General features: G+C 68.4%; 11 protein-coding genes and 1 tRNA gene. 9 read left to right on the forward strand and 3 right to left on the reverse strand.

Annotation, left to right across the window (positions count from 1 at the left end; translation table 11 throughout):
- The first annotated feature begins 7 nt into the window (after window positions 1-7).
- Together OWR29_RS06505 and OWR29_RS06510 are read left to right on the forward strand one after the other, a co-directional pair.
- Complete coding sequence (locus tag OWR29_RS06505) at window positions 8-1,177, forward strand: restriction endonuclease subunit S (RefSeq protein WP_267561596.1); 1,170 nt, start codon at window positions 8-10, stop codon at window positions 1,175-1,177.
- Window positions 1,177-4,362 carry a type I restriction endonuclease subunit R gene (locus OWR29_RS06510; protein WP_267561597.1) on the forward strand — a complete coding sequence of 1,062 codons (3,186 nt, stop codon included), beginning with the start codon at window positions 1,177-1,179 and terminating at the stop codon, window positions 4,360-4,362. Before OWR29_RS06505 ends, OWR29_RS06510 begins: the two co-directional genes overlap by 1 nt.
- A gap of 1,593 nt (window positions 4,363-5,955) precedes the next feature.
- Here the strand turns inward: OWR29_RS06510 and OWR29_RS06515 are convergent.
- On the reverse strand, window positions 5,956-7,230 hold the full coding sequence (locus tag OWR29_RS06515; RefSeq protein WP_267561598.1) for an ATP-binding protein: 1,275 nt from the start codon (window positions 7,228-7,230) through the stop codon (window positions 5,956-5,958).
- A gap of 273 nt (window positions 7,231-7,503) precedes the next feature.
- Here OWR29_RS06515 and OWR29_RS06520 point away from each other — a divergent pair.
- Window positions 7,504-7,576 (forward strand) — tRNA-Arg (locus OWR29_RS06520).
- A 78-nt stretch (window positions 7,577-7,654) separates the two neighbouring features.
- Here OWR29_RS06520 and OWR29_RS06525 read toward each other — a convergent pair.
- Both OWR29_RS06525 and OWR29_RS06530 read right to left on the reverse strand, forming a co-directional pair.
- A complete protein-coding gene (locus tag OWR29_RS06525; RefSeq protein WP_267561599.1) occupies window positions 7,655-8,620 on the reverse strand; it encodes a restriction endonuclease subunit S domain-containing protein in 966 nt (321 codons plus the stop codon).
- Window positions 8,621-8,627: 7 nt separating this feature from the next.
- Window positions 8,628-10,232: an HsdM family class I SAM-dependent methyltransferase gene (locus tag OWR29_RS06530; protein WP_267561600.1), complete on the reverse strand. Its 1,605-nt coding sequence runs from the start codon at window positions 10,230-10,232 to the stop codon at window positions 8,628-8,630.
- Window positions 10,233-10,694: 462 nt separating this feature from the next.
- Between OWR29_RS06530 and OWR29_RS06535 the strand changes: the two genes are divergently transcribed.
- From OWR29_RS06535 to OWR29_RS06565, 6 genes are read left to right on the forward strand one after another with little or no spacing between them, the layout of a single operon-like run.
- Window positions 10,695-11,723 (forward strand): potassium transporter TrkA, encoded by a 1,029-nt coding sequence (locus OWR29_RS06535; protein WP_267561601.1) that lies wholly within the window; start codon window positions 10,695-10,697, stop codon window positions 11,721-11,723.
- Window positions 11,724-11,725: 2 nt separating this feature from the next.
- A complete protein-coding gene (locus tag OWR29_RS06540) occupies window positions 11,726-13,084 on the forward strand; it encodes a DUF6002 family protein (RefSeq protein WP_267561602.1) in 1,359 nt (452 codons plus the stop codon).
- On the forward strand, window positions 13,084-14,871 hold the full coding sequence (locus OWR29_RS06545; protein ID WP_324291222.1) for a non-ribosomal peptide synthetase: 1,788 nt from the start codon (window positions 13,084-13,086) through the stop codon (window positions 14,869-14,871). The genes OWR29_RS06540 and OWR29_RS06545 overlap by 1 nt, the downstream gene beginning before the upstream one ends.
- Complete coding sequence (locus OWR29_RS06555) at window positions 14,871-16,514, forward strand: beta-ketoacyl synthase N-terminal-like domain-containing protein (RefSeq protein ID WP_267561901.1); 1,644 nt, start codon at window positions 14,871-14,873, stop codon at window positions 16,512-16,514. Before OWR29_RS06545 ends, OWR29_RS06555 begins: the two co-directional genes overlap by 1 nt.
- Complete coding sequence (locus OWR29_RS06560; RefSeq protein ID WP_267561603.1) at window positions 16,511-19,672, forward strand: lantibiotic dehydratase; 3,162 nt, start codon at window positions 16,511-16,513, stop codon at window positions 19,670-19,672. Before OWR29_RS06555 ends, OWR29_RS06560 begins: the two co-directional genes overlap by 4 nt.
- The gene (locus OWR29_RS06565) at window positions 19,669-23,064 is read left to right on the forward strand and encodes a non-ribosomal peptide synthetase (RefSeq protein ID WP_267561604.1); all 3,396 of its coding nucleotides are present in this window, start codon (window positions 19,669-19,671) and stop codon (window positions 23,062-23,064) included. The genes OWR29_RS06560 and OWR29_RS06565 overlap by 4 nt, the downstream gene beginning before the upstream one ends.
- The last annotated feature ends 7 nt before the right edge of the window (window positions 23,065-23,071 follow it).

A 23,071-nucleotide genomic window follows, 5' to 3' on the forward strand; every position in this document is an offset into this window, starting at 1 on the left:
TCGAGACTTGGACACTGCAACGACCACGGGCGGTGCGGAGCTTGCCCGCGGCTTTGCAAGAAGCGTCGCTATCCCATGGCCGCTCGTGCGGTCGTCGACGATGTTCGATCTTAAGTACGGCAAAGCCCTGACCGAATCGTCACGACGACCCGGTCAAATACCGGTCTTCGGTTCCAACGGTGTGACCGGCTGGCATGACACTGCACTCTTTACTGGACCAGGGGTAGTCCTCGGCCGCAAGGGAATGGGGAATCTCGGGGTCAAATGGGTCGACTGCGACTATTGGGTAATCGACACCGCCTACTCAATGAAAGCTCGCCAGGACGTCGACCTGAGATTCGCCTATTATCTAGTTGGGTACGTCGGACTTAACCATCTGAAAGATGGAAGTTCGAACCCTTCGCTTACACGTGAGGCTTTCGGGGCCCAACTCTTCCCTCTCCCCCCATTGGACGAGCAGCGGCGGATCGCTGGTGTGCTAAACGCCTTCGATGACCTCATGGAAGCGAACCGAAGGCTTGCGCGTAACCTCGAAGACCAGATGCACGCGGTGTTCGCGGCCGAGAGCTTCGACACTCCCCCGGTGTTCGGCGGGATCACCCTGGGTGACCTGGCAGCGGTGAATCCGCGTCTCGCGAAACCTACGGGCGAGGCAGCCTACGTTGACATGGCCGCTCTTCCCACGGACTCATCACGAATCACATCTATGGTTCGCCGTGCGCCTACCGGTGGCTCGCGCTTCCAAAACTCGGACACGTTGCTGGCACGCCTGACCCCATGCCTCGAGAACGGCAAGGCGGCATTCGTCGATGTGCTCGACGGTGACGAGGTGGCGATCGGCTCGACAGAGTTCCTCGTGCTCCGTGACCGTGGTGGCGTCGGATGCCACTGGCCGTACATGCTGACTCGCAGCCAACGCTTCCGTGACTACGCGATTGCCAATATGAACGGGTCATCCGGACGTCAGCGGGTCTCAGCCGACACGATCGCAAATTACCCGATGGCGCTACCCAACCCGGACTCACTGGCTCGGTTCCGTCCAGCGGCGGAGACCGCCTTCGCAACGATCCGAGCCCTGAGAGAGGAGATCGACGATCTCACCCGCTCTCGTGACGAACTTCTGCCATTATTGATGTCGGGCAAAGTCAGGGTCTCGGGGAGTTTGGCGGTGGCGTGATGGTTGGGCCGACGGAGGACGACCTCGAGCGCTGGGTCCTCGAGATCCTGGAGGAACTCGGCTGGCCGCAGGTCCATGGTCCCGACATCGCGCCGGGCGAGCTGGCTGCGGAGCGCTCGGACTATCGCGAGGTTGTTCTCCTTGGCCGACTGCGCATGGCGGTTCAGCAGCTCAATCCTGAGCTTCCGCCGGCGGTCGTAGATGACGTTGTGGCGACAGCAACACGTACCGAGTCCCCGGCTGTGGAGTCGGAGAACTGGGCTGCGTACCGCTACCTGACTCAAGGCGTTCCGGTCGAGTACCACGAGGCAGATGGCAGCCTGCGGTCCGACCGGGCGCGGCTGGTCGACTGGGAGAATCCGCGAACTAATGACCTAGTGGCAGTCAACCAGTTCTCAATCGAGGGTCCAAAGAAGACTCGCCGGCCCGACGTCTTGCTATTCGTCAATGGGTTGCCGATGGTGATTTTTGAGCTCAAGCGGATCGGGAAGGCGTACGCGAAGGTCAGCGGCGCGTTCCGGCAGTTGCAGACCTACCGCAGCCAGATCCCGGAGCTGTTCAAGTGGAATCAGGTCGCTGTCGTTTCCGACGGGTACGAGGCGCTCGCGGGGTCATTCTCGGCTCCATGGAACCATTGGGCAGCGTGGAAGACGATTGACGGCACGGTTCGTGACCCAAAGAATCTCGACGGACACCGCATCCCCCAGATCGAGGTGCTCACCCGAGGCATGTTCCGCCCGGAGGTTTTCTTCGACCTCGTACGGCACTTCGTCGCCACCTTCGGGGAGGGCACCGAAACACGCAAGGCGGTGGCGAAGTACCACCAGTACTGGGCAGTGAACAAGGCAGTCGATCAGACGCTAGAGTCGGTCGAGACCGACGGTCGTATCGGCGTCGTGTGGCACACTCAGGGATCTGGCAAGTCGCTGGAGATGGCGTACTACGCGGGCAAGGTGATGACCCATCCTGGGATGGAGAACCCGACACTGGTCGTGCTGACCGACCGCAACGACCTGGACGACCAGCTTTTCGACGAGACGTTCGCTCCTTCCAAACCGGGCTCACCCCTGCCAGAAGCGCCAGTAAAGGCAGAGTCCCGCCAGCATCTGAAGGACCTTCTGACCGGCCGGGAGTCGGGTGGGATCATCTTCACCACACTGCAGAAATTCGGCTTGACCAAAGAGGACCGCGACGCCGGCCGCTCCTTCCCGCTGCTGTCGGAGCGGCACAACATCGTGGTGATGGTCGACGAGGCGCATCGGTCGAACTACGACGTCATCGACGGGTTCGCACGAAATGTGCGCGACGCGCTACCCGAAGCGTCGTTCATCGGATTCACCGGCACGCCGATTGACGAAAAGGACCGCTCGACCGCGGAGATCTTCGGCGAGTACATCGACGTCTACGACATGACGCAGGCCATTGAGGACGGCGTCACTGTCAAGGTGTTCTACGAGCCTCGCCTTGCCCGAGTCGAGTTGCCCGAGGATGCGAAGGCAGAGATCGATGACGAGTTTGACGATGCCACGGTCGGTTCGGAGGAGGAGATCTCCGAGCGTCTGAAGTCGAAGTGGGCCAAGGTCGAAGCTATCGTCGGCTCGGACAAACGCATCAAACAGCTTGCTGCCGACATCGTCGAGCAATGGGACGCCCGTCGGCAGGTGCTGGCGGGCAAGGCGATGATCGTTGCCATGTCGCGGCGCATCGCCGTCGACCTGTACGGGGCGATCATTGCGCTCCGACCCGAGTGGCACTCAGACGACGACAAGGCTGGTGTAGTCAAGGTCGTCATCACCGGGAACGCGACCGACCCGGCATCGTTCCAGCCGCACATTCGCAACCAGCAGGAGCGCCGTGCGATGAAGGTACGCGCATCAAATGTGGACGACCCGCTGGAGCTGGTAATCGTGCGGGACATGTGGCTCACCGGGTTCGACTCTCCGCCAATGCACACCATGTACGTGGACAAGCCGATGCGCTCAGCGGGGCTCATGCAAGCCATCACGCGCGTGAACCGCACGTTCAAGGACAAGCCAGCCGGGCTGATCGTGGATTACATCGGGATCGCCGAGAACCTCAAGGACGCCCTGACCACTTACACTGACCGCGACAAGCAGGACCGCGCTATCGGCGAGGACGTGCGCCTCGCCGCGATCCCGGAGATGCTCACCGAGCACGCGATCGTCTCCGACTTACTGCACGAGATCGACTGGGTCACCATTCTCGGATCCGGGAACGCTAAGGCATTCGTGTATGCAGTTACCGCCACTGTGGATCACCTTCTGGAGTCGGAAGGCGCGGTCGAAGAGACTGGCGATGACGTCCAGTCGGGAGAGTTCGACGCCGATACTCCGGACGGGCCGTCTCTCAAGAAGCGTTTCATGGCACACGCCGGGCGGTTGAAGCGGCTGTTCTCGCTTGTGCCGACTTCAGATGGCGCGACCGCTATTCGTGAAGACGTGGCCTTCTTCGACGCCGTACGCCAGTCAATCGCCAAGATCGAGGCGCTCGATCGCTCCTCCGACGGGGAGGCGGTCCTCGACACGGCGGTGCGTCAGATCATCAGTGAGCATATGGCCGGCTCCGGGGTCATCGACATCTTCGCCCAGGCCGGGCTCGAGAAGCCTGACATCTCCGTAATCGACGACGAGTTTCGCGCTAAATTCGCCGCGTCTGACAACAAGTCATTGCAGCTGGAGGCAGTGCGGCGCCTGATTTCCAACGAAGTCAGGATCGTCGGAAGGCGAAACGTCGTGGCCGGGCGCAAGTTCTCCGAGATGCTGTCGGAGGCGCTCAACCGCTACCAAAACCGCACCATCGACGCCGCCCAGGTCATCGCCGAGATCGTCGAGATCGCCAAGGCGATCCGCGCGCAGCGGCAGCGCGGCGAGGAGACGGGCCTCAGTGACAACGAGCTCGCGTTCTACGACGCTCTGGCCACCAACGAATCGGCGCGTGAGGCTATGAAGGATGAGGTCATGGTCCTCATCGCGCACGAGCTCACCGCGATTGTCCGCAACGACGCCAAGACCGACTGGCAGATCAAGGAGACCGTGCGCGCGAAACTACGGACACGGATCAAGCGGCTCCTCCTCAAGCATGGATATCCCCCGGACAAGGAACCGCTTGCGACCGAGCTGATCATCCAACAGGCCGAACAGATGGCAGCAGCTGAGGCACCCTAACCCGGACCTACAACTCCTCGGCGTCCCTCATTCCGACAAGCCAGTACGAGCAAGTCAGCGTCCTATGAGCTTGGGTATTCCTGGTGGCTAGGCGGCCGTCCGCTGAGACCCGTGCCTATGCAGTCCTAAGTGAGCAAACCGATCCACGAGGCTGAGGACTACCGGAATAGTTGCTGCGTCGAACAACTCCGGTGATATCAGGCATCAACGCGGGTTAGTAGAACCCGTGTCCGGCGCGCGCGCATACGCAGCGGAGCTTCAGCCGTTGGGACCTAAATCTTTGGACCGTTTCGTCGATGCCGGCCTGCGTGAGCGCGGTTCGGGCGACGGTAAACCGACAGTGGCATCACAGGTGTCCACATGAATGTAGGCCGCCGAAGGATCGCAATCTTCGACATCAACGAGCCTTCACGAACGTGCCTCGCCGGCACGGGTCCGTCGGTGCGTACCGGTCGCTGGCTCACGATCGCCGAACTAGGCAGCGGGTCACGTATGCCTATTGGCAGCTACGAGGCGATAAATAGGCGATACCGTAACCGGCCGGTACGACAGAACCTACGTGACTCGAGGGCCGAGGTTAGTTATAGGCTCCAACATAGCGACGTGTCCTACGTCCGACCCCAGCGGCGAATGAGTTGCCCAACCACTTCAGACGCTCGATCGCCGAGCGACCATCGATTTTCCGACGGATTGTGTCAGCTCGCGCAAGCCGAAGTTAGTCCTGCGCCTCGTGTGTGGACATGCGCCAAGAAACATGGAGGTCAGGGACCGAACGGAACGGCGAGGAGCCGTTGGCTTCGCTGCGCGAACTCGTCCACGATCATGAACGCCTCACCGAGCGGATTGAGACGCAGTTCAAGCTGCCAGTACGCCCGCTGTCGGCCGACTAATTGTCCGAAAGCACGTGAAGCTAAGGGTGACGACCAGGACAAGAGAATCCACGCTGAGATTACCCATGCCGTCAGTGCAAGCCCGGGCCTTCGCAATAGAAAGGATTTGGTAGAGGGCTTCGTCGACTCAGTCTCGGCCACCGCCGATTCCCACGACGAGTGGGCTAGGGCATTGCCACGTCGGCGACGTCCGAGCGGCGGCACACCATAAGCGGCATTCTGAGTGTTCTTGCGGCGGTGCGGAATCTTGCCGGCGGAGGGGGTTGGGGCACAGGTCGCAGAGCTTGATCAACGCTCAGTACTCAGCGATGAGCAGCGCATAGCGTAAAGTCAGCCGAGCCGTCCGACTTCGGAGGCCAGGTCGGTGGCCTGGCGGGGTGAAACGCGGGTGGCACAGCGAGAACGTCGGTAGTCATCTGATGGGCGTATTGGTTGAACCGGATGGTTTCCGGAAGGTTGCCGCGGGCCCGATTCACAGGAGCAGGGTGGCGCCGTATCCCGTGCTTGAGGTGGTGGCAGTCGGCTGCCACTTTGACCCCGTCGTAAGGGTCGACGGGAGCCCTGACAGCTGCCCACGAATCGAATCCTGGACTTGTCATCGTTGGAGGACAAGGTATCCATCCGTGGGTTGTTCTGCTCGATCGTTAGACAGACAGCATTTGTACCGTTGGTGCGACGAACGCCTCGGTCTTTGCTGAGGCCGTCAGGGTTGGAGCAAGCCCAGCGGGATGACCGCGATTCCGTCAGGGCGGCGGTATGCCTCAGGCCCGGTGGTGATGACGGCCGCATCGAGTAGGTCGTCGCCGAGTTGTCCGCGCAGCCAGGTGAGGTGACGGACATCGTCATCGCTTACTGACGGGGAGAGCTTGACCTCGAGCGCCACGATCCGTTGATCAGCGCGCTGGATGATGAGGTCCACTTCGTGCCGGCTGTCCCAGGTGCGTAAGTGATGAACGGTGGCTTCGGCTGCCTGCGCGTAGACGCGCACGCTGAGCGTCACCAGCGACTCGAACAGGGCGCCCAGCAGGGGACCGGGCCGGCGTACGGGCGCGTCCGGCGCTGAATCGTCGAGCAGGGCGGGCACGTCTACACCGAGCAGCCGGGCGGCGAGTGCCGGGTCGGCGAGGTGGTGCTTCGGTGCGGCACCGAGTCTGCTGAAGGCGCTGCGGCTGGGCAGCCAGCCGGGCACGGGATCGAGCAGCCACAGTTGCGACAGCACGTCGCGGTACACGGTCGTTGTCGTCTTGGCGGGCTTGTTGGTTTCGCCCGGCGTGGCCGCGTCCAGGATGGCGTTGTAGGAACTGGTACTTGCCGTCGCGGCGGCGTATGCGGCTAGCCACCCACGCAGGGTGTCGGGGCGGCGTACGAGGTGGCCTTGCTCGGGGAAGTCCCGTTCGACGATGCGGTTCAGGTAGCCGTCGAGCTGTGCCCTGCGAGCGCGGGGCGGCAGTTGACGGATAGCGGGGAATCCGGAGCGCACGATCTCCTCGGCGTAGTCGACCAGGCTCAACGCGGTGCCGCCGCCCATGGCCGGCCGCCGTCCGGTAAGCAGCTCCCCAAGGCTGACCGTCGGCTCGGCCACGGCCCGCTCGGCGAGGCTCATCGGTCGCATCCGGAGCTGGACGATGCGCCCGGCTCCGGAATGCGTCGGCGCAGACGTGGGCGTGGCGCTGCCGGTCAACAGGAAGCGAGCGGGTGCGGGATTACGGTCGACGCTGCGCCGCACAAAATCCCAGACTGCCGGTTCGCGCTGCCACTCATCTATGAGGATCGGCGTCGGTGCGCGGTCGAGGCGCTGCGGATCGGCGATGAGCAGCTCCCGCTGTGTCGCGTCGTCCATGGCGAAGACGGTGGCGGCGCGCCGCTGGGCCGTGGCGGTCTTCCCGACGCCCTTCGGCCCCTCAAGGCTGATGGCAGGCAAGCCACCGAGAAGTTCATCAAGCTCTTGATCAACGGCCCGCAACTGATACGGCAACACGCGACTAACCTACCGCAGACACATCTCCAAGGCTACCGTTCACACATTCCTTACGCTCCCGCGGGCACGGATCTGCAAGACTGTAACCCGACGTCAGTGCTGGGCACCCATGAGTGCTGCCGACCACGCCGACCGCGTGTGCGCGGGAATTGCTCGACGCGCTCCGACCAGCAACGCAATGCCTACCGGTCGACCAAGATGGCACCCTTGGGGTCCCGACGGGACGCCCGAGCACTCGTGGATATCCCCAGCTAGGTACGATATGGGCCGCAGGCCCTCGTAGCTCAGGGGATAGAGCATCGGTTTCCTAAACCGTGTGTCGTAGGTTCGATTCCTACCGGGGGCACAAATCCGATCGTTTCGCCCATCTGGAAAACTAGGGGATGGGCCTTTTGGTCCCTGGTTCGGCCGATGAGCTGCTGGATCAGTCCGGTAGGTCGTCCAGTTCCTCTTCGATCTCTTCGGCTACGGCCTCGGCGCTGGACAGGAAGATGTGGTATCTGTCCGACTCGCTCAGGTGGTCGAGGAACTTCTGGCGTAGCTCTTGCATGCCGAGGTAGTAGTCGCGGAAGGGCTTGCTTACCTCGTCCGCCTGCTCGCGGCTCGGTGCTATCGGGATTCGGATCTGGCGGAAGCGGGCGCCTACGTCTTCGCGGTTTGTCTGCATGAAGACGATGCGGTCCCACTGGCGGCGGACTGTTCGCAGGCTCATCGCCCATAGGAGGTAGAAGTTGTCGAACTCCGCGTCCTCGGCGGCGTGGAGGACGAGGACCTCCTTCGTCAGCACCAGGCGCTCCTGGCCGGGCATCAGGACGGCGAAGTCGCCGATGTTCTTGCTGGTCCTGATCGGGGTCAGGATGTCGTAGGCCGCCAGGCCCGACTCTTTGCCGCGCCAGAACTTCTTGGCTACTACCTCGGTGACCCGGTTGGTGGGGTTGATGTTCACCTGGCCGGCGCGCAGATCCGACACCTTGATGTACGGGACGGTGCCGGTGCGCAGGTCGGCGCTGGGGCTGCCGTGGCCGGGGCGCCCGATCACGCGGCCGTCGTCGATGAGCTCGCCCAGCGTGGCCGACTCGAAGCCGGCGAACTGTGGCTCTTGGAGCAAATCGTCGAATCGCTCCTGTGAGCGGTCGTCGAAGTACACCGGAACGGCCAGCAGGCCGGGCTGGAGCGCTTCCTGGGGCACCCACCGTGAGGTCGAGGTCGTCTTGCCCTCGTCCAGCAGGGTGTTCACGTCGGCCAGGACCTGGTCGTCGAGGACGCCGGTGCGAATGCCCGTCTCCGGATTGACCACGAAGAGGTCTTCGCCGTCCTTGTTGATACCCACTGTGGGGGCGAAGGAGACGAAGACTGAGCCGTCTTCGAACCAGCTCGGTCGGTGAACCATGAGACGCCTACTTCTTCTCGAAGATGTACAGGTTGGTCTTGGCCCGGCAGAACCCCTGGAAGGCCTCCATCGGGATGTTGACGACGCCGCGCAGGACGAAGTGGTCTTCCAGCCATTCCGGCAACCAGCTGTAGGTCGCGGAGAAGAAGTACGTCTCGGGCAGGATGATGCCGAGGCGGCCGCCGCTCGCCAGGAGCCGGTATGCGCGTTCCAGGAAGATCAGGCCGATCTCCAGGGCTCGATACTGGCCGTCGCTTCGCCGGGCGATCGTGTACTTGTTCCGCCGCGCGTCGGTGCTGCTGACCTTCAGGCCCTGGCCGAACGGGGGGTTGGTCAGCACCACGGAGAAGCGGCCGTCGGCCAGGGGCTGGACGAGGTGTTCGTAGTCCGACTTCCACCGGTCTTCACGGATCGAGTCGCCGGCGTGGATGTTGGACGAGTCGCCGCTCAGGCTGAGCATGATCGCGCGGGCCAGCTTGACGTTGATGCCGTCTTTGTCGACGCCGTAGATCTGGCGGGTGGCGAAGGTCCGCGCCTTGTCGTCGCTCATGATGCCGCCGGCCTTGGCGTAGTCGACCATCGCCAGGAACGACTCGACCAGGAAGCCGCCGGTGCCGCAGGCCGGGTCGATGACCATGTCGTCCGGGCGGATCTCCATGAGCTTGACCGCCGCCTCGATGACCCGTTGCGGGGTGAAGTACTGCCCCTCGCCGGCCTTGAGGTTGGCCCGGCGGAAGACCTGGAAGGCGGACGAGATCGCCTCGGGGCTCATGGTCACGAGATTCAGCCCGGAGAGCTCGTAGACCACGTCCTGGATGGTGTGGTCGTCGAGGTTGAGGCTGACCTCGTTGGCGTCGGTGAAGACCTGCGGACGCGACTTTGTGAGCTTGAGGAAATCCGCGCGGATCCGGGTCGCTGTCTCTGCCTCACCGCCCTGGGCCAGCTGGAACTCAAGGCGCTCGTGGGGGCTGGACTGCCCGACGGTATCCGACTCGATCTTGAGCAGCAGGAGGTTGCACAGCTCGTTGAGCTGCGCCTCAGACCTGGTGGCCCGGCTGTCGCGAGCCACCACCACGTCGAGCAGGCGCTTGAAGACCGACTTGAGCTGCCCGTTCTGGGGCGCCTGGAGATCGTTGTAGGTGAGCGGCTTCTCGGAGGGAAGCTCCAGCTCTTCGCCCGGCCGGGGGATGCCGCGGTTGTTCTCGTGCTTGAAGTTGCCGTCCGGCAGCTTGTAGACGCGGACGTCCTCGGTGCCGTTGGTCCAGAAGCCGAGCTTCGCGCGGGGCTCGCGGGCGAGGTAGATCTCGAGCTGGGAGATGCCCTCGTGCAGGTCGGGCGCCTTGAACTCGAACAGGACGACGACGTGCCGCCAGTCGTCCATCTGCGCCGGGTCGTCGAAGAGGGCGAGATCGACCGGCCACGAGCTGAACGACTTCCCGCCCTCGCGCGACGCGGCATCATGCGGCGATTTCGGCACTCGCCATTCGGGCTGCCAGCGGATCTGGTCGCGGCTCCAGCCGGCGTCGACCAGCTTCTCGAGGAGCGGTAGACGCACGCGCTGATGCTCGGGGCCGCTCAGTGTGCGGTTGTAGTCGATGTTCTGTGCTGGCACGCAGCCATCCTAGGGTCGGGGTCCGACACAAACCGGGAGCGACCCGGGTTGGCACTGCCGAAATGCCAGCTCATGGCCACGGTCGGCCGCCCCGGGCGCGAAGGTACGGGCCGATTCCGGTGAGCCGGTGGCTGGTGTTTCGCACCTTTTGTCGACGGCGCTGGAATCAAAGCCGCCGATGTTTCCGATCGCGTCTCGAGGGTCCGCCGGCATGAGGCCAGCGCCGCCGCCCATATCCATCGACGCAGCTCAATAACACTGTGGATCGTCACGCTTAGGGGGTTCCGTCGATTGACGGGCGGTGGCACTATGCACTTCGGGTAAACGAGCGATGACCGTCCGAAGTGTGCGGTCGATCTTGTGCCCTGCTCGCGGACGCGGGCGAACGCCTGAACGGGGGGAAGGCGTGAGTTGTTGGACCCTGCCCAAAATAGGTAGAAGATCTGGTCAGGTCGGCGATCGATGACCGGCCAGCAGATCGTGTTAGTCGGTAGTGGACACCTGGCCCGAGCTGTCGGGCACTCGCTGGCCGCGCTCGCAACCGCGAGCCCGTCGGTGGGGGTGACCATCCTCGCGCGGGACGGTGCCGCGGCGGGGGAGCTGGCGCTCGCGTGCGCGGCTCGGGCGGCGGTGAGCGGCAGTCCGATCTCGTTCGCTGCTGGGTCGCTGGCCGAGACGGATGCTGTTCTTGAGCGGCTTCGGCCGGCTGTGCTGCTGTGCTGTGTCTCTGAACAATCACCGTACGAGCGGGTCCTCGCTCCCTCGGCCTGGACCGCGCTGATCGCCGAGGGCGGCTTTGGGATCACGCTGCCGTTTCAGGCGGCGATCGCGGCTGAGCTGGCCCGCGCAGTGAGCCGGAGCAGCCCGCAGACGTTGTTCGTCAACGGTGCCTTCCCGGATGCGGTGAATCCGCTGCTGGCGGCGCTGGGGTTGCCGGTTCTGTGCGGCATCGGGAACGTCTCCACGCTGAACGCCTGCCTGGGCGCTGGGCAGCATAAAAGGTTGAGGGTTCTCGGCCACCACGTTCACCTGGGGCAGGCGGCCGAAGAGGCGCGCGCGTGGGAGGGCGACCAGGAGCTGGCCGACGTCACGGAACGGCTGGCCGGCTATCGCGCGCTGCCGCGGGTCGAGCTCAACGGCATCGCCGGGCATGCCGCCGCGCGGCTGGTTCTCGACCTGGCCGCGGGGCGTGAGGTCCGCACCAGCGTCCCCGGGCCGCTGGGGCTGCCGGGCGGCTACCCGGTCACGATCACCGGCGGGGTCGCCGAACTCGATCTTCCGCCCGGCCTCACCCGGGCCGAGGCGGTCGCGTGGAACCTGCAGGCCGGCGCCGCGGACGGCGTATCCGTCGTCGACGGCCATGTCCGATACACGCCGGACGCAGCCAAAGTCCTGCCCAGCCGTGCGGACGGCTGGGCGGTCACCGAACTCGATCAGGTGCGTCACGAGCTTGCCGAGATCCGGCAGCAGCTCAGAAGGACCAAGGAGTAGCGATGCTGTCCACCTCGCCCGTCATCAACTCCCGCAACCTGATCGTCGACTACTACGACCTGATTCCGCAGGCGGTGGCCCGGGTCGGCGCGACCGCGGGTGGGCCGCCGGGGACGCCCGGGTTCGCGCCGGGCTTCGAATTACCTGAGCTGACGGCCGACGTGTGCGAGTACTTCGCCGCCGCGACGGCCGGCTGGCGGACGCTGGGGGAGTACCGCGACCACCCGATCCAGTTCCTCGACCTCACCGGCAACCCGGGGACCCGTACCACCAAGACCTTCGCCTCACTGCTGATCGTGGCCCGGGCCGTCGAGCACATCCGGCGTACGGGGGAATCGGTCTGCATTTTCACGCCGACCTCGGCCAACAAGGGTGTCGCCCTGCGCGACGCGGTCGGGCGGGCGCTGGCAGCGGGCCTGGTCGAGCCGCATCAGCTGTCGGTGGTCGTGCTGGCCCCGGCGTCGACCGCGCACAAATTCCGGGTCGACCCCCTTTCCGAGTACGCCGATCTGAACCCGTTGCTGCGGTTCTCAGCCGGGCCGGCCGAGGGCGTCAAGGCGCTCGGACGCGCCTTCGTCGACGAGTACGCGGCCGAGGCGCACGCCAAGTACGGCCTGACCCTCTGGTACTCCCTAGACCTCAAGAACTACCTGGTGGCCGACGCCGCGCGGGCCGCGTTCGAGGCGGACGCCTCACCCACTTCGGCCGCCGGGCCGCGGTGGCACGCGCATGCCGTGTCCAGCGCATTCGGGCTGCTTGGCTACAACCTCGGCCGCGACCTGCTGGAGGCGAGCGGACGGGCCGAGGCGGCCGACCGGCCGGGATTCCTGCTGATCCAGCACCTCGGCACCCCGGACATGGTGCTCAACCTGCGCAACGGCAGCTTCGACCGGGCCAACCTGCCCACCTACCGGCCCGACCCGGACGGTGGCTGGGCGCAGCGCGACGACCCGCACTTCCCGCAGGTCACCGACGACCCGGACGAGGTCCTCGACCCGACCTTCTACACCCATCAGCCGGTCACCTCGCCCGCGATGAACGAGCTGATTCGCACGCATGGCGGGGACGGCATCGTGGTGTCCCGGCGGGAGTGCGTGCGGCGCTACCCCGAGCTGCGGGAATGGTTCGCGGGCAGCTCGCGGCCGCTGCCGGCCGACCCGGCCGAGCTGCGGGAGTGGTCGATCGTGATGGCGTCGACGGGGGTGCTCGAGGCGATCGACCGGGGACTGGTGCCGCCGGGCGTCGAGATCGTGCTGCACGGTTCGGGCGGCTACACCGGCGACGACTACGTCACCGCTGACGCGTACACCGAGGTGTCCACGGTGGAAGAGATCGCCGCGACCGTCCTGGGCAGCCGCTGATGGACGGCGACACCATTCCCGAGGCGTTCGCCGCGCAGGTGCGGCGCACGCCCGACCACCCGGCGGTGATCGCCGACGACCACCAACTGACCTACCGCGAGCTGGCGGCCGCCGCCGGCACCGCGGCCGCCAACATCCCAGGTGAGAGCGGTCAGGTCGCGCTGCTGTGCCGGCACGGCGCGAGCACGGTCGTCGCCCTGCTGGCCGTGCTCACCGCGGGCCGTGCGTACGTGCCTCTCGACCCGACCTTCCCGGTGCGGCGGCTGGCCGCCATCCTGGCCGACAGCGACGCGGACGTTCTGCTGACCGACGCCGAGAACGCCGGACTGGCGGCCGAGCTGGCGCGACCGGGCATGAGCATCGTCGAGGTGACGACAACCGGCGGCAACGCCGAGCTCGCCACCACGGCCCGGCCGGACGACCCCGCCTATCTGCTCTACACCTCGGGGTCGACCGGCACCCCCAAGGGCGTGGTGCAGAGCCACCGCAACGTGCTGACCAGCGTCGGCCTCCACATTCGCAACTTCGCCCTCACCCCGGCCGACCGCACCAGCGTGCTCACCTCGTTCGGCTACGACATGGCGGTCACCGACCTGTTCTCCGCCCTGCTCTCGGGCGCCGCCGCCGTCCCGGTCGACATCCGCCGCACCGGGCTGAGCCACCTGGCCCGGACGCTGGCCGACCGCGGCGTCACCGTCTATCACTCGACGCCAACCGTCTACCGCTATCTGTGCGCCGGCCTCGGCCCGGACGGCCGGCTGCCGAGCATCCGAGCCGTGCTGCTCGGCGGCGAAGAGGTGATCCGCCACGACGTCGAGCTGGCGCGGCGGCACTTCGGCCCGGCGGCGCTGTTCGTCAACGGCTACGGCACCACCGAGATCAGCTTCGCCACCCAGTACCACCTGCCGGCCGACGCGCCCGAGACCCCGGCCGTGGTCCCGGTCGGGCATCCGCTGGACGGTGTCGAGATCCTGCTGACCGACGAACCGGTCGGCGAGGTGGTGGTGCGCGCTAACCATGTTGCGCTCGGCTACTGGCGCCGGCCCGAACTCACTGCCGAACGCTTCGGTGTGCACGACGGAGTGCGTACGTACCGGACCGGAGATCTGGCGAAGCGCCTGCCGGACGGGCGACTGGTCTTCCTGGGCCGGGCCGACCGGCTGGTCAAGATCCGCGGTCACCGGGTCGAGCTGGGCGAGGTCGAGGCGGTGCTGGCCGCGTCGCCGGGCGTCGGGCAGGCCGCCGTCGTCCCTCACCGTCGAACATCCGGCGCTGTCGTCGGAGACCTGGAAATTATTGGGTACGTCGTACCGGCATCCGGCACCGCCTGTGATCCCACCGTCCTGCGGGCCGGACTGGCCCTCGAGCTCCCGGAGTTCATGGTGCCCCGGGCCGTGGTGATCACCGACGCGTTGCCGATGGGCGCCACCGGCAAGCTCGACGCCGCCGCGCTCAGGCCGCCGGCCGTCGACGACGCCGAGCCCGACCCGCTCGAGGCGGTGATCGCGGCCGGCTGGTGCGAGGTGCTCGGCCTGCCCCGGGTCGGCCGCGAGACCACCTTCGCCGAGCTGGGCGGCCACTCCCTGCTGATGGCGCTGGTACAGCAGAGCCTGGAGACCCGGCTGAAGCGGCGCATCCCGCTGGTCTGGATGTTCGAGTTCCCCACCGTCGCCGGCCTGGCCAGCTGTCTGCGGGCCGGTGAGCCGTCCGAACCAGACGGTGCTCTGGTCCGCGCGGCCGGTCGCATGCATCGGCGGAACCGGGCTCGCTCGGGGAGGGCGGAGTGATGGACGACGACCGGATAGCCATCGTCGGGCTGGCCTGCCGGGTGCCCGGCGCCGACGGTCCCACCGAGTTCTGGGCCAACCTGATCGGCGGCGTCGACGCGATCCAGCGGTCCGAGCAGACCGACGAGTCCTTCGTGCCCGCGTTCGGGCGGCTGGACGACCTGGCCGGCTTCGACGCGCCCCTGTTCGGCTACACCCCCGACGTCGCCGCGCTGCTCGATCCGCAGCACCGGCTCTTCCTCGAGGTGGCGTGGTCGGCGCTGGAGGACGGCGGGTACGGGCGGACCGATCCGGAGGTGCAGGTCGGTGTGTTCGCGGGCTGCGGGGCCAACCGCTATCTGCGGCATCACCTGCTTGGCAACCCCGCGTTGCGTCCGTCCGGCGGGTTGATGGAGGACTGGGACGACCTGCTGGCCGGGAGCACCTGCGACTATCTGCCCACCCGGGCGGCGTACGCGCTGGGCCTGACCGGACCGGCGGTGGCCGTGCAAACCGCCTGCTCGTCGTCGCTGGTGTCGGTCTGCCAGGCGGCGCAGAGCCTGCTCGACTTCCGGTGCGACCTGGCCCTGGCCGGCGGGGCCGCGGTGGTTTCGACCCGGCAGGCCGGCTATCGCTACCGTCCGGGCGGCACCCTGGCCGCCGATGGGGTCTGCCGCCCGTACGACGGCTCGGCCACCGGCCAGGTTTTCGGCAATGGGGCCGGGGCGGTGCTGCTCAAGCGGCTGGCCGATGCGATCGAGGACGACGACCACATCTACGGCGTCCTGGCCGGGTGGGCCGTGAACAACGACGGCGCCGAGCGGGCCGGCTTCACCGCGCCTGGCGTCACCGGTCAGGCGTCGGTGGTCGCCGAGGCACTGGGCGCAGCCGATTGGCCGGCGGGCACCGTCGGCTTCGTCGAGGGCCACGGCAGCGGTACGGCGATCGGCGACGCCCTCGAGATCGAGGCGCTGACCCGGGCCTTCCGCATGTCGACCGACGAGACCGGGCAGTGCGTCCTGGGCTCGGTGAAGTCCGGGATCGGCAACCTCGACGCCGCGGCCGGGGTGGTCGGCCTGATCAAGACGGTGCTCGCGGTGCGGCACGGGGTGATTCCGGGGACGCTGCACTTCGAGCAACCGCACCCGGACGTCGACCTGGCGGCGACCCCGTTCGTGGTGACCGCCACCGAACAGAAGTGGTCCGGGCCGCGGCGGGCCGGGGTCAGCTCGTTCGGCCAGGGCGGGACGAACGCGCACGTGCTGGTGGAAGAGCCGCCACCTCGCGCGGCCGGGGACGGCGACGAGCCATGGGTGTTGCTGCCGTTGAGCGCGGGCTCGCCGGTCGCGTTGCGGCGGCTGGCCGCACGGCTGGCCGACCACCTCGACACCACCGACTGCTCGCCGGTCGACGCGGCCTACACCCTGGCGGCCGGTCGGCGGCGATTGTCCTACCGGGCCGCGGTGGTGGCTCGCGACCGATACGAGGCGATAGCCGCCTTGCGGTCGGAGCGATTCCAGAGTCCGGAACAGGCGCCGGAAGCGGTGAAAGACGCCGCTGCCGCATGGATGCGCGGCGGCGAGGTGACGCCGGCCGCCGGACGGCGGGTGCCGTTGCCGGCCTATCCGTTCGAGCGCGTACGGCACTGGATCGAGCCGGCATGAGCGGCGCCTCGTGGTTCCTCGACCTGCGCGCCCCGTCCGGTGCGGCGCCGCTGCTGATCTGCCTGCCCCCGGCCGGTGCCGGCCCGAGCAGCTTCCGCGGCTGGCCCCCGGCCCTGCCGCCCGCTCTGGGCGTGACCGTGTTGGCTCTGCCCGGTCGCGAAGCCCGGATCACCGAGCCGCCCCAGTTCACTTCGGACGACGTGGTCGAGGCCATCCGTGCGAAGGTCGACGGGCCCTTCGCGCTGTACGGGCACAGCATGGGCGGCCTGCTGGCGTTTGAGGTGACGCGGGCGCTGCGCTCAAGAAACGACCCGCTGCCGGAGAAGGTCTATCTGGGCGGGACCCGGCCGCCGCTGGCGCCCAAGGGCGTGGCCGCGATCGCCGGTCTGCCCGACGACGCGTTCCTGGCCCGGCTGGCTGCCCTGGGTGGGCTGCCGCAAGGCGTGCTCGACGTGCCTGAGCTGCTGGAACTGGTGCTCCCGGCGTTGCGGTCGGACTTCGACTGGCTGAACGCCCACGTCCACGAGCAGGGGGAGCCGCTACCGGTCCCGCTGGTCTGCCTGGCCGGCGACAGCGACCGGGAGGCCGGGGCAGAGATCATGGGCGGCTGGGCCGAGCACACCACCGCCGGCTGCACCGTCCACACCATCCACGGCGGCCACCTGTTCCTCACCGACGCCGCTGAAGAGGCCGCCTCGGTGGTTGGCGCCGACCTGCTCGGGCCCGCCGACAGCCTCTCGCACGCCAAAGAGAAGCCGGCAAAGGGTCTTCCGCACGCCAAAGAAGAGCCGGCCAAAGAAGTCCCGGCTGAAGAAAAGCCGGCTGAAGAGAAGCCGGCGAAGGGCCCGCACGCCGCAAGGGAGTCGGCGATAGGCCCTCCTCTGGGGGACAGCGGGTGGCGGGTGTGGCCGGAGGCGGTGCTCCGCGCGGCCGGCTTCCCGGCCGACGGGGTGCTGCGGCTGACCGCGCCCGCCCTGGCCGCCGCGGCCGACGCGCACCTCGACGGCGACCTCACCGAGGCCGAGCTGCTGCCGATCCTGACCGCCGCGGTCGCCGAGACCAGCAAGGTGGTCTACGACCTGGCCGGCGATCCGGCCTTCCGCGAGGCGGTCACCTGGCAGAACCTCAACGCCCTGACCGCCCTGGACGCGGTGCGCCGCGGCGGACCGGACGAGCGCAGCCACGACAAGCGCCGCGCCCGCGAGCACACCATCGGCCGCTACTGGCAGCGCTACACGGCCAAGAACGACACCATCGGCTTCTTCGGCCCGATCTGCTGGGCCACGCTGACTGATCAGAACCCGACCACGCTCGTGCCCGGGCCGGCCCTGACGCGACGCCGGATGGTCAGCTTCGAGTGGCGGGCGCTGGCCGCGTTCGGCGACCGGCTCGCCGCGGATCCGGAGATCCGTCGCCTGCTTCCGGCCGGGCTGCATGCCTCGTACACCCTGACCCCTGACCGCCGGGTGATCCGCCCGGCCACGGCTCCGGTCACGCTCGGTGCGGCCGAGGCCGCGGTCGTGTCCCGGCTCGACGGTCGTACCCCGGTCGCCGAGATCGCCGAGAAGCTGGTCGCGCAGGAGCCGGCGTTCCGCACGGTCGATTCCGTCTATCTGCTGCTCGACCGGCTGGTCGAGCGCGGCCTGATCTGGTGGGGCGTCGACCTGCCGATGTCCTCGGCCGCCGAGGACCACCTGCGGAAGGTGATCAACGGAATCGAAGCCGCCGAAGCGGACCTGGGCCGGCTCACCGCGGGCCGGGACGAGGTCGCGGCGGCGGCCGGTGACCCCGATCGGCTGTACGAGTCGTTGCGGGCGCTGCATGCGACTTTCACCGAGCTGACCGGCGCGCCGGCCGTGCACCGGGGCGGCGAGACCTATGCCGGCCGTGCGGTTTGTTACGAGGACACCGTACGAGACCTCGACGTGGCCCTCGGGCCGGCCGTGCTGGATGCGGTGGCCGCTCCGCTCGCTGTGCTGCTGCAGGCGGCTCGCTGGCTGACCGTGGCCATCGCCGACGCGTACGGGGAAGCCTTCGGCCGCCTGTACGAGGAGCTGGCGGCCGACGGACCGGTGAGCTTCACCGACTTCTGGTATCTGGCCCAGGGCCCGTTGTTCGGCTCGGGCGAGAAGCCGATCGACGCGGTGTCGGCCGACTTCGCCGCCCGGTTCGCCGAGCTGACCGGGCTGGGAAGCACTTCACCCGGCACCAAGCTGATCGAACTTTCCGCCGCCGAGCTGGCCACGCGGGTCGAGAAGCTGTTCCCGGCCACGCGACCCGGCTGGTCGGCCGGCCGCATCCACAGCCCCGACCTGCAGATCTGCGCGGGCAGCGCCGACGAGATCGATCGCGGCGAGGCCCTGACGGTGCTGGGCGAGATGCACACGGCGTGGTCCACACTCGACAACTCGGTGTTCGCGTCGGGCCACGACGACCCGGGCCGGCTGGCCGAGCAGCTCGCGGCCGACCTCGGCCCCGGGCGGATCCGGTTGCTGTTCCCGCCGACCATGCCCCGGCACACCGCCCGGGTGACGTTCGCGCTCCAGCACCGTACGGACGTCCAGCTCGCCTTCACGGCCGCCCCCGGCACCACCCCTTCGTGCGTACCGGTCACCGCCCTGCGCATCCGCCCGGACGGTCCGGGCCTGGTGGTGGAGGGCGACGGCCTCGGTCCCTGGCCGGTTCTGGAGGTGTTCAGCGAGTTGTTGTCGATGCACGCGGCCGACGCGTTCAAGCTGGCCAGCACCCGGCCGCACACGCCTCGCACGGTCATCGACCGGCTGGTGGCGGTGCGCGAGACGTGGCGGACGACCGTCGACGAGTCCGGCTTGGCCGCGGCGACCGGCAACCTCGGCCGCTACCTCGCCGTACGGCGTTGGCGGGCCGCTCTCGGCCTGCCGGAGCAGGTCTACGTCAAGGTTTCCACCGAGACCAAGCCGTTCTACGCCGATCTGTCGAGCCCGCTGTTCGCCTCGTCGCTGTGCGCGATGGCCCGGTCGGCCCGGCAGCAGGCCGGCGAAGGCGCGTATCTGGTGGTCAGCGAGGCCCTGCCCGGTCCCGAGCAGGCCTGGGTGCCCGACCGGCAGGGCCGCCGCTACCAGTCCGAACTGCGCATCCAGGTGGTCGATCCGGCCCGCCCGTACGGAGGTCCGAAATGATGCCGTACGCCGAGGGCCCGCACCGCGACGTGCCGGAGCTGACTCTGGCCGAGCTGATCCTGCAAACCGCTGCCCGCCGGGGTTCCGAGGTCGCCGTCCGGCAGTGGGACGAGGTGCTGACATACGCCGACCTGGCCGGCCGGGCCGCGACGCTGGCCGGCACGTTGCGTGAGCTCGGCGCCGGGCCGGAGGTCCGGGTCGGCATCTGCACCGAGCGTCGGCCGGAGATGCTGGTCGCGGTGCTCGGCGTGCTGCTGGCCGGCGGTTGCTACGTGCCGCTGGACAAGGCCCACCCGCCGCACCGGATCCGCGAGGTGGCCCGGGACGCCGGCCTCGTTGCCGTGGTCACCGACCAGCCCCTCGATCTCGACCTCCCGCTGATCGACGTTCCGGTCGCCGTCAGCGCGATCGTGCCCGGATGCCCGGCGCGGCCCGACAACGCCGCGTACGTGCTCTACACCTCGGGCTCGACCGGACGGCCGAAGGGCGTCGTAGTCACCCACCGCAGCGTCGTCGCCCACGTGACCGCGTTCGGTGAGTACACCGGGGCCGGCGAGACCGACCGGGCGTTCGCGTTCGCCCCGCTCGGCTTCGACGCGTCGGTCCAAGACCTGTTCATCCCGCTGGCCGTCGGCGGCGAGATCGACCTCGTGCCCGACGACGACCGGATCGACCCGGCCCGGCTGCAACGCTTCGCCGAGGCGCACCGGGTGACGTGGGGTTGCGTGCCGGCCGCGCTGCTGTCGCTGCTGGACCCGGACCGGCTGCCGCACTGGCGCACGGTCTTCACCGGCATCGAGGCGCCCGACCCGGCGCAGATCCGCCGCTGGGCCGGGCCGCACCGCCGGCTCTCCAACGGGTACGGCCCGACCGAGGCCACGGTGTGCGTCACCAGCTACCGGGTGGACGGCACGGAGGACGGGCCGATGCCGATGGGCCGCCCGTTGCCGAACCACCGGATCCACCTGGTCGGCCCCGACAACGAGCTTGTTCCGCCCGGCACCCCGGGCGAGGTGCTGATCGGCGGCGTCGGCCTGGCCCGCGGCTACCTGGGCCGGCCCGACCTGACCGCCGAGAAGTTCGTGCCCGACCCGTTCTCGGGAAAGCCCGGGGCACGGCTGTATCGCACGGGCGACCGGGCTGTCTGGCTGCCCGAGGGACAGCTGCTGTTCCTCGGCCGCATCGACCGGCAGGTCAAGATTCGCGGCCAGCGCGTGGAGCCCGGCGAGGTGGAAGCGGTGCTGTCCACCCACCCGGCGGTGCGGCAGGCCGCGGTGGTGCCGGTCGCCGGCGAGCTGGCCGCAATCGTGGCGCCCGAGCTTCCGGCCGACCTGGACGACTTCCTGCGCGAACGCCTGCCGGACGCGATGGTGCCCCGGCGTCTGGTCGGCGTCGGCGAGATCCCGCTGACCGCGAACGGCAAACGCGACCTGGTCGGTCTGACTGACCGGATCGAGCCGACCGAGGGTGGAGTCGCCGGCATCTGGCAACGGGTTCTGGGCCGCGCGAGCACCGGCGACTTTTTCGCCGCGGGCGGGACCTCGCTGTCGGCGATGCGGCTCGTCGCCGCGGTGCGCGACGAGGTGGGCAAGGACATTTCCGTACGGGATGTCTTCGAGGCCCGTACGCTCGGCGCCCTCACCGAGCGGGTGGCCGAGGCGGCGCCGCTGGGCGAACCCGAGCTGGTCACCGGCCAGCCGCCGACACTGTCGCCCTCGATGCGCCGATTGTGGTTCCTCGACCAGCTCGCGCCGGACTCGGCCGCCTACAACACCGCCATGGCCGAACGGCTGCACGGCCCCCTCGACCTGGCACGGTTGCGCGCCGCCCTGCAGACCGTCGCCGACCGGCAAGAGGTGCTGCGCTGGCGGATCACCAAGGTGGCCGGCGCTCCGCACGTGGTCTGCGACCCGGTCGGTGATGTGCCGCTGGAGGTCGTCGACCTGTCCGGGTTGCCGACCGGCGACCGCGAGGGGGCGTTGCGGGCCGCATTGCAGCGCACCGCCGCGACCAGGTTCGACATGGCCACCGGCCCGACCTGGCGGGCCGAGGTGTACCGCCTGGCCGACGACGAGCACGTGCTGGCGATGACGTTCCACCACGCGGTCTTCGACGGGTGGTCACAGGCGGTGCTGTACGACCAACTCGCGCAGGCGTACCGGGACGGCGGCACGCCTTCACTCCCCGCCACGTACGCCGACTACGCCGTGTGGCGGGCGACTCGGGACAGGCTGCGCGGCCCGGACGACCTGGCCTGGTGGGCGAAACACCTCACCGGGGCGCCGACGGTGCTGGATCTGCCCGCCGATCGGCCCCGCCCGGTCGTGCAGACGTACCGCGGCGAGATCACCGGGGTGCCGTTCCCGCCGCACCTGGACGCCCGGGTGCGACAACTGGCGGCGGAGCTCGGCGCGACCCCGTCGACCGTGCTGCTGGCCGCCTTCGGCGAGGTGCTGCGCCGCCTTACCGGCCGGGCGGACCACGTGGTCGGCGCGGTGGTGGCCGACCGGCGGCTGGCCTCGGTGGCCGATCTCGTCGGGTTCTTTGTGGACATCGTGCCGGTCCGCCTCACCCCGGACACCGGCCGCAGCTTCGCCGAGCAGGTGACGGAGTGCCGGCGCGAGCTGCTGGACGCGCTGGCCCACCCGAACGCGCCGCTGGAAGAGATCGTGCGGGAGCTGTCGGTGCCGCGCGACCCGGCTCGCTCGCCGCTGGTCCAGGTGCTGTTCAACGTCTTCAACTTCGCCGAGCCGGCGCTGGACCTGCCCGGGCTGACCGCGGAACGGGTGGCGGCCGGGCTGCCCGGCTCGCCGTTCGACCTCACCCTGTACGTGGTCGAGCGGGCCGGCCTGCTGGCGCTGGACGCGGTCTACAACCCCGACCTGTTCGCAAGCGAACGGATCGACCACCTGCTGGCCGGCTACCTGGCCGTGCTGGACTCGCTCACCTCCGCGCCCGAGCGGCCACCGAGCGACGACGAGCCCGCCGCCCTCGCCCGGGTCCGCGCCGGTGCGGTTCGACCCGCGGCCGCCGCGGAGAGAACGGCCGAAGCGAAGGCGCAGACGACCGGGGCGACCGAAGAACTCGTGGCCCGGGTGTGGCGCGAGATCCTGCGCGTCGACCAGGTCGGCGCCACCGACAACTTCTTCGACCTCGGCGGCCACTCGCTCGCCCTGGCCGAGGTGCAGCACCGCCTGGCCGAGGCCACCGGACGCGAGATCCCCCTGGTCGACCTGTTCCGCTACCCCAACGTCCGGGCCCTGGCGGCGTACCTCGACGGCGGCGACACCGGCAACGGCATCAACCAGGCCCTGCGACGGGCGGCCGACCGGCGGGCCCGCGCCCGGGGCCGGCAGCAACGCCGGACGGCCGGCGGCACCGACGACCAATGACCGAAGC

It is taken from the genome of Paractinoplanes pyxinae (genome assembly GCF_026626335.1).
GTDB classification, from domain to species: domain Bacteria; phylum Actinomycetota; class Actinomycetes; order Mycobacteriales; family Micromonosporaceae; genus Actinoplanes; species Actinoplanes pyxinae.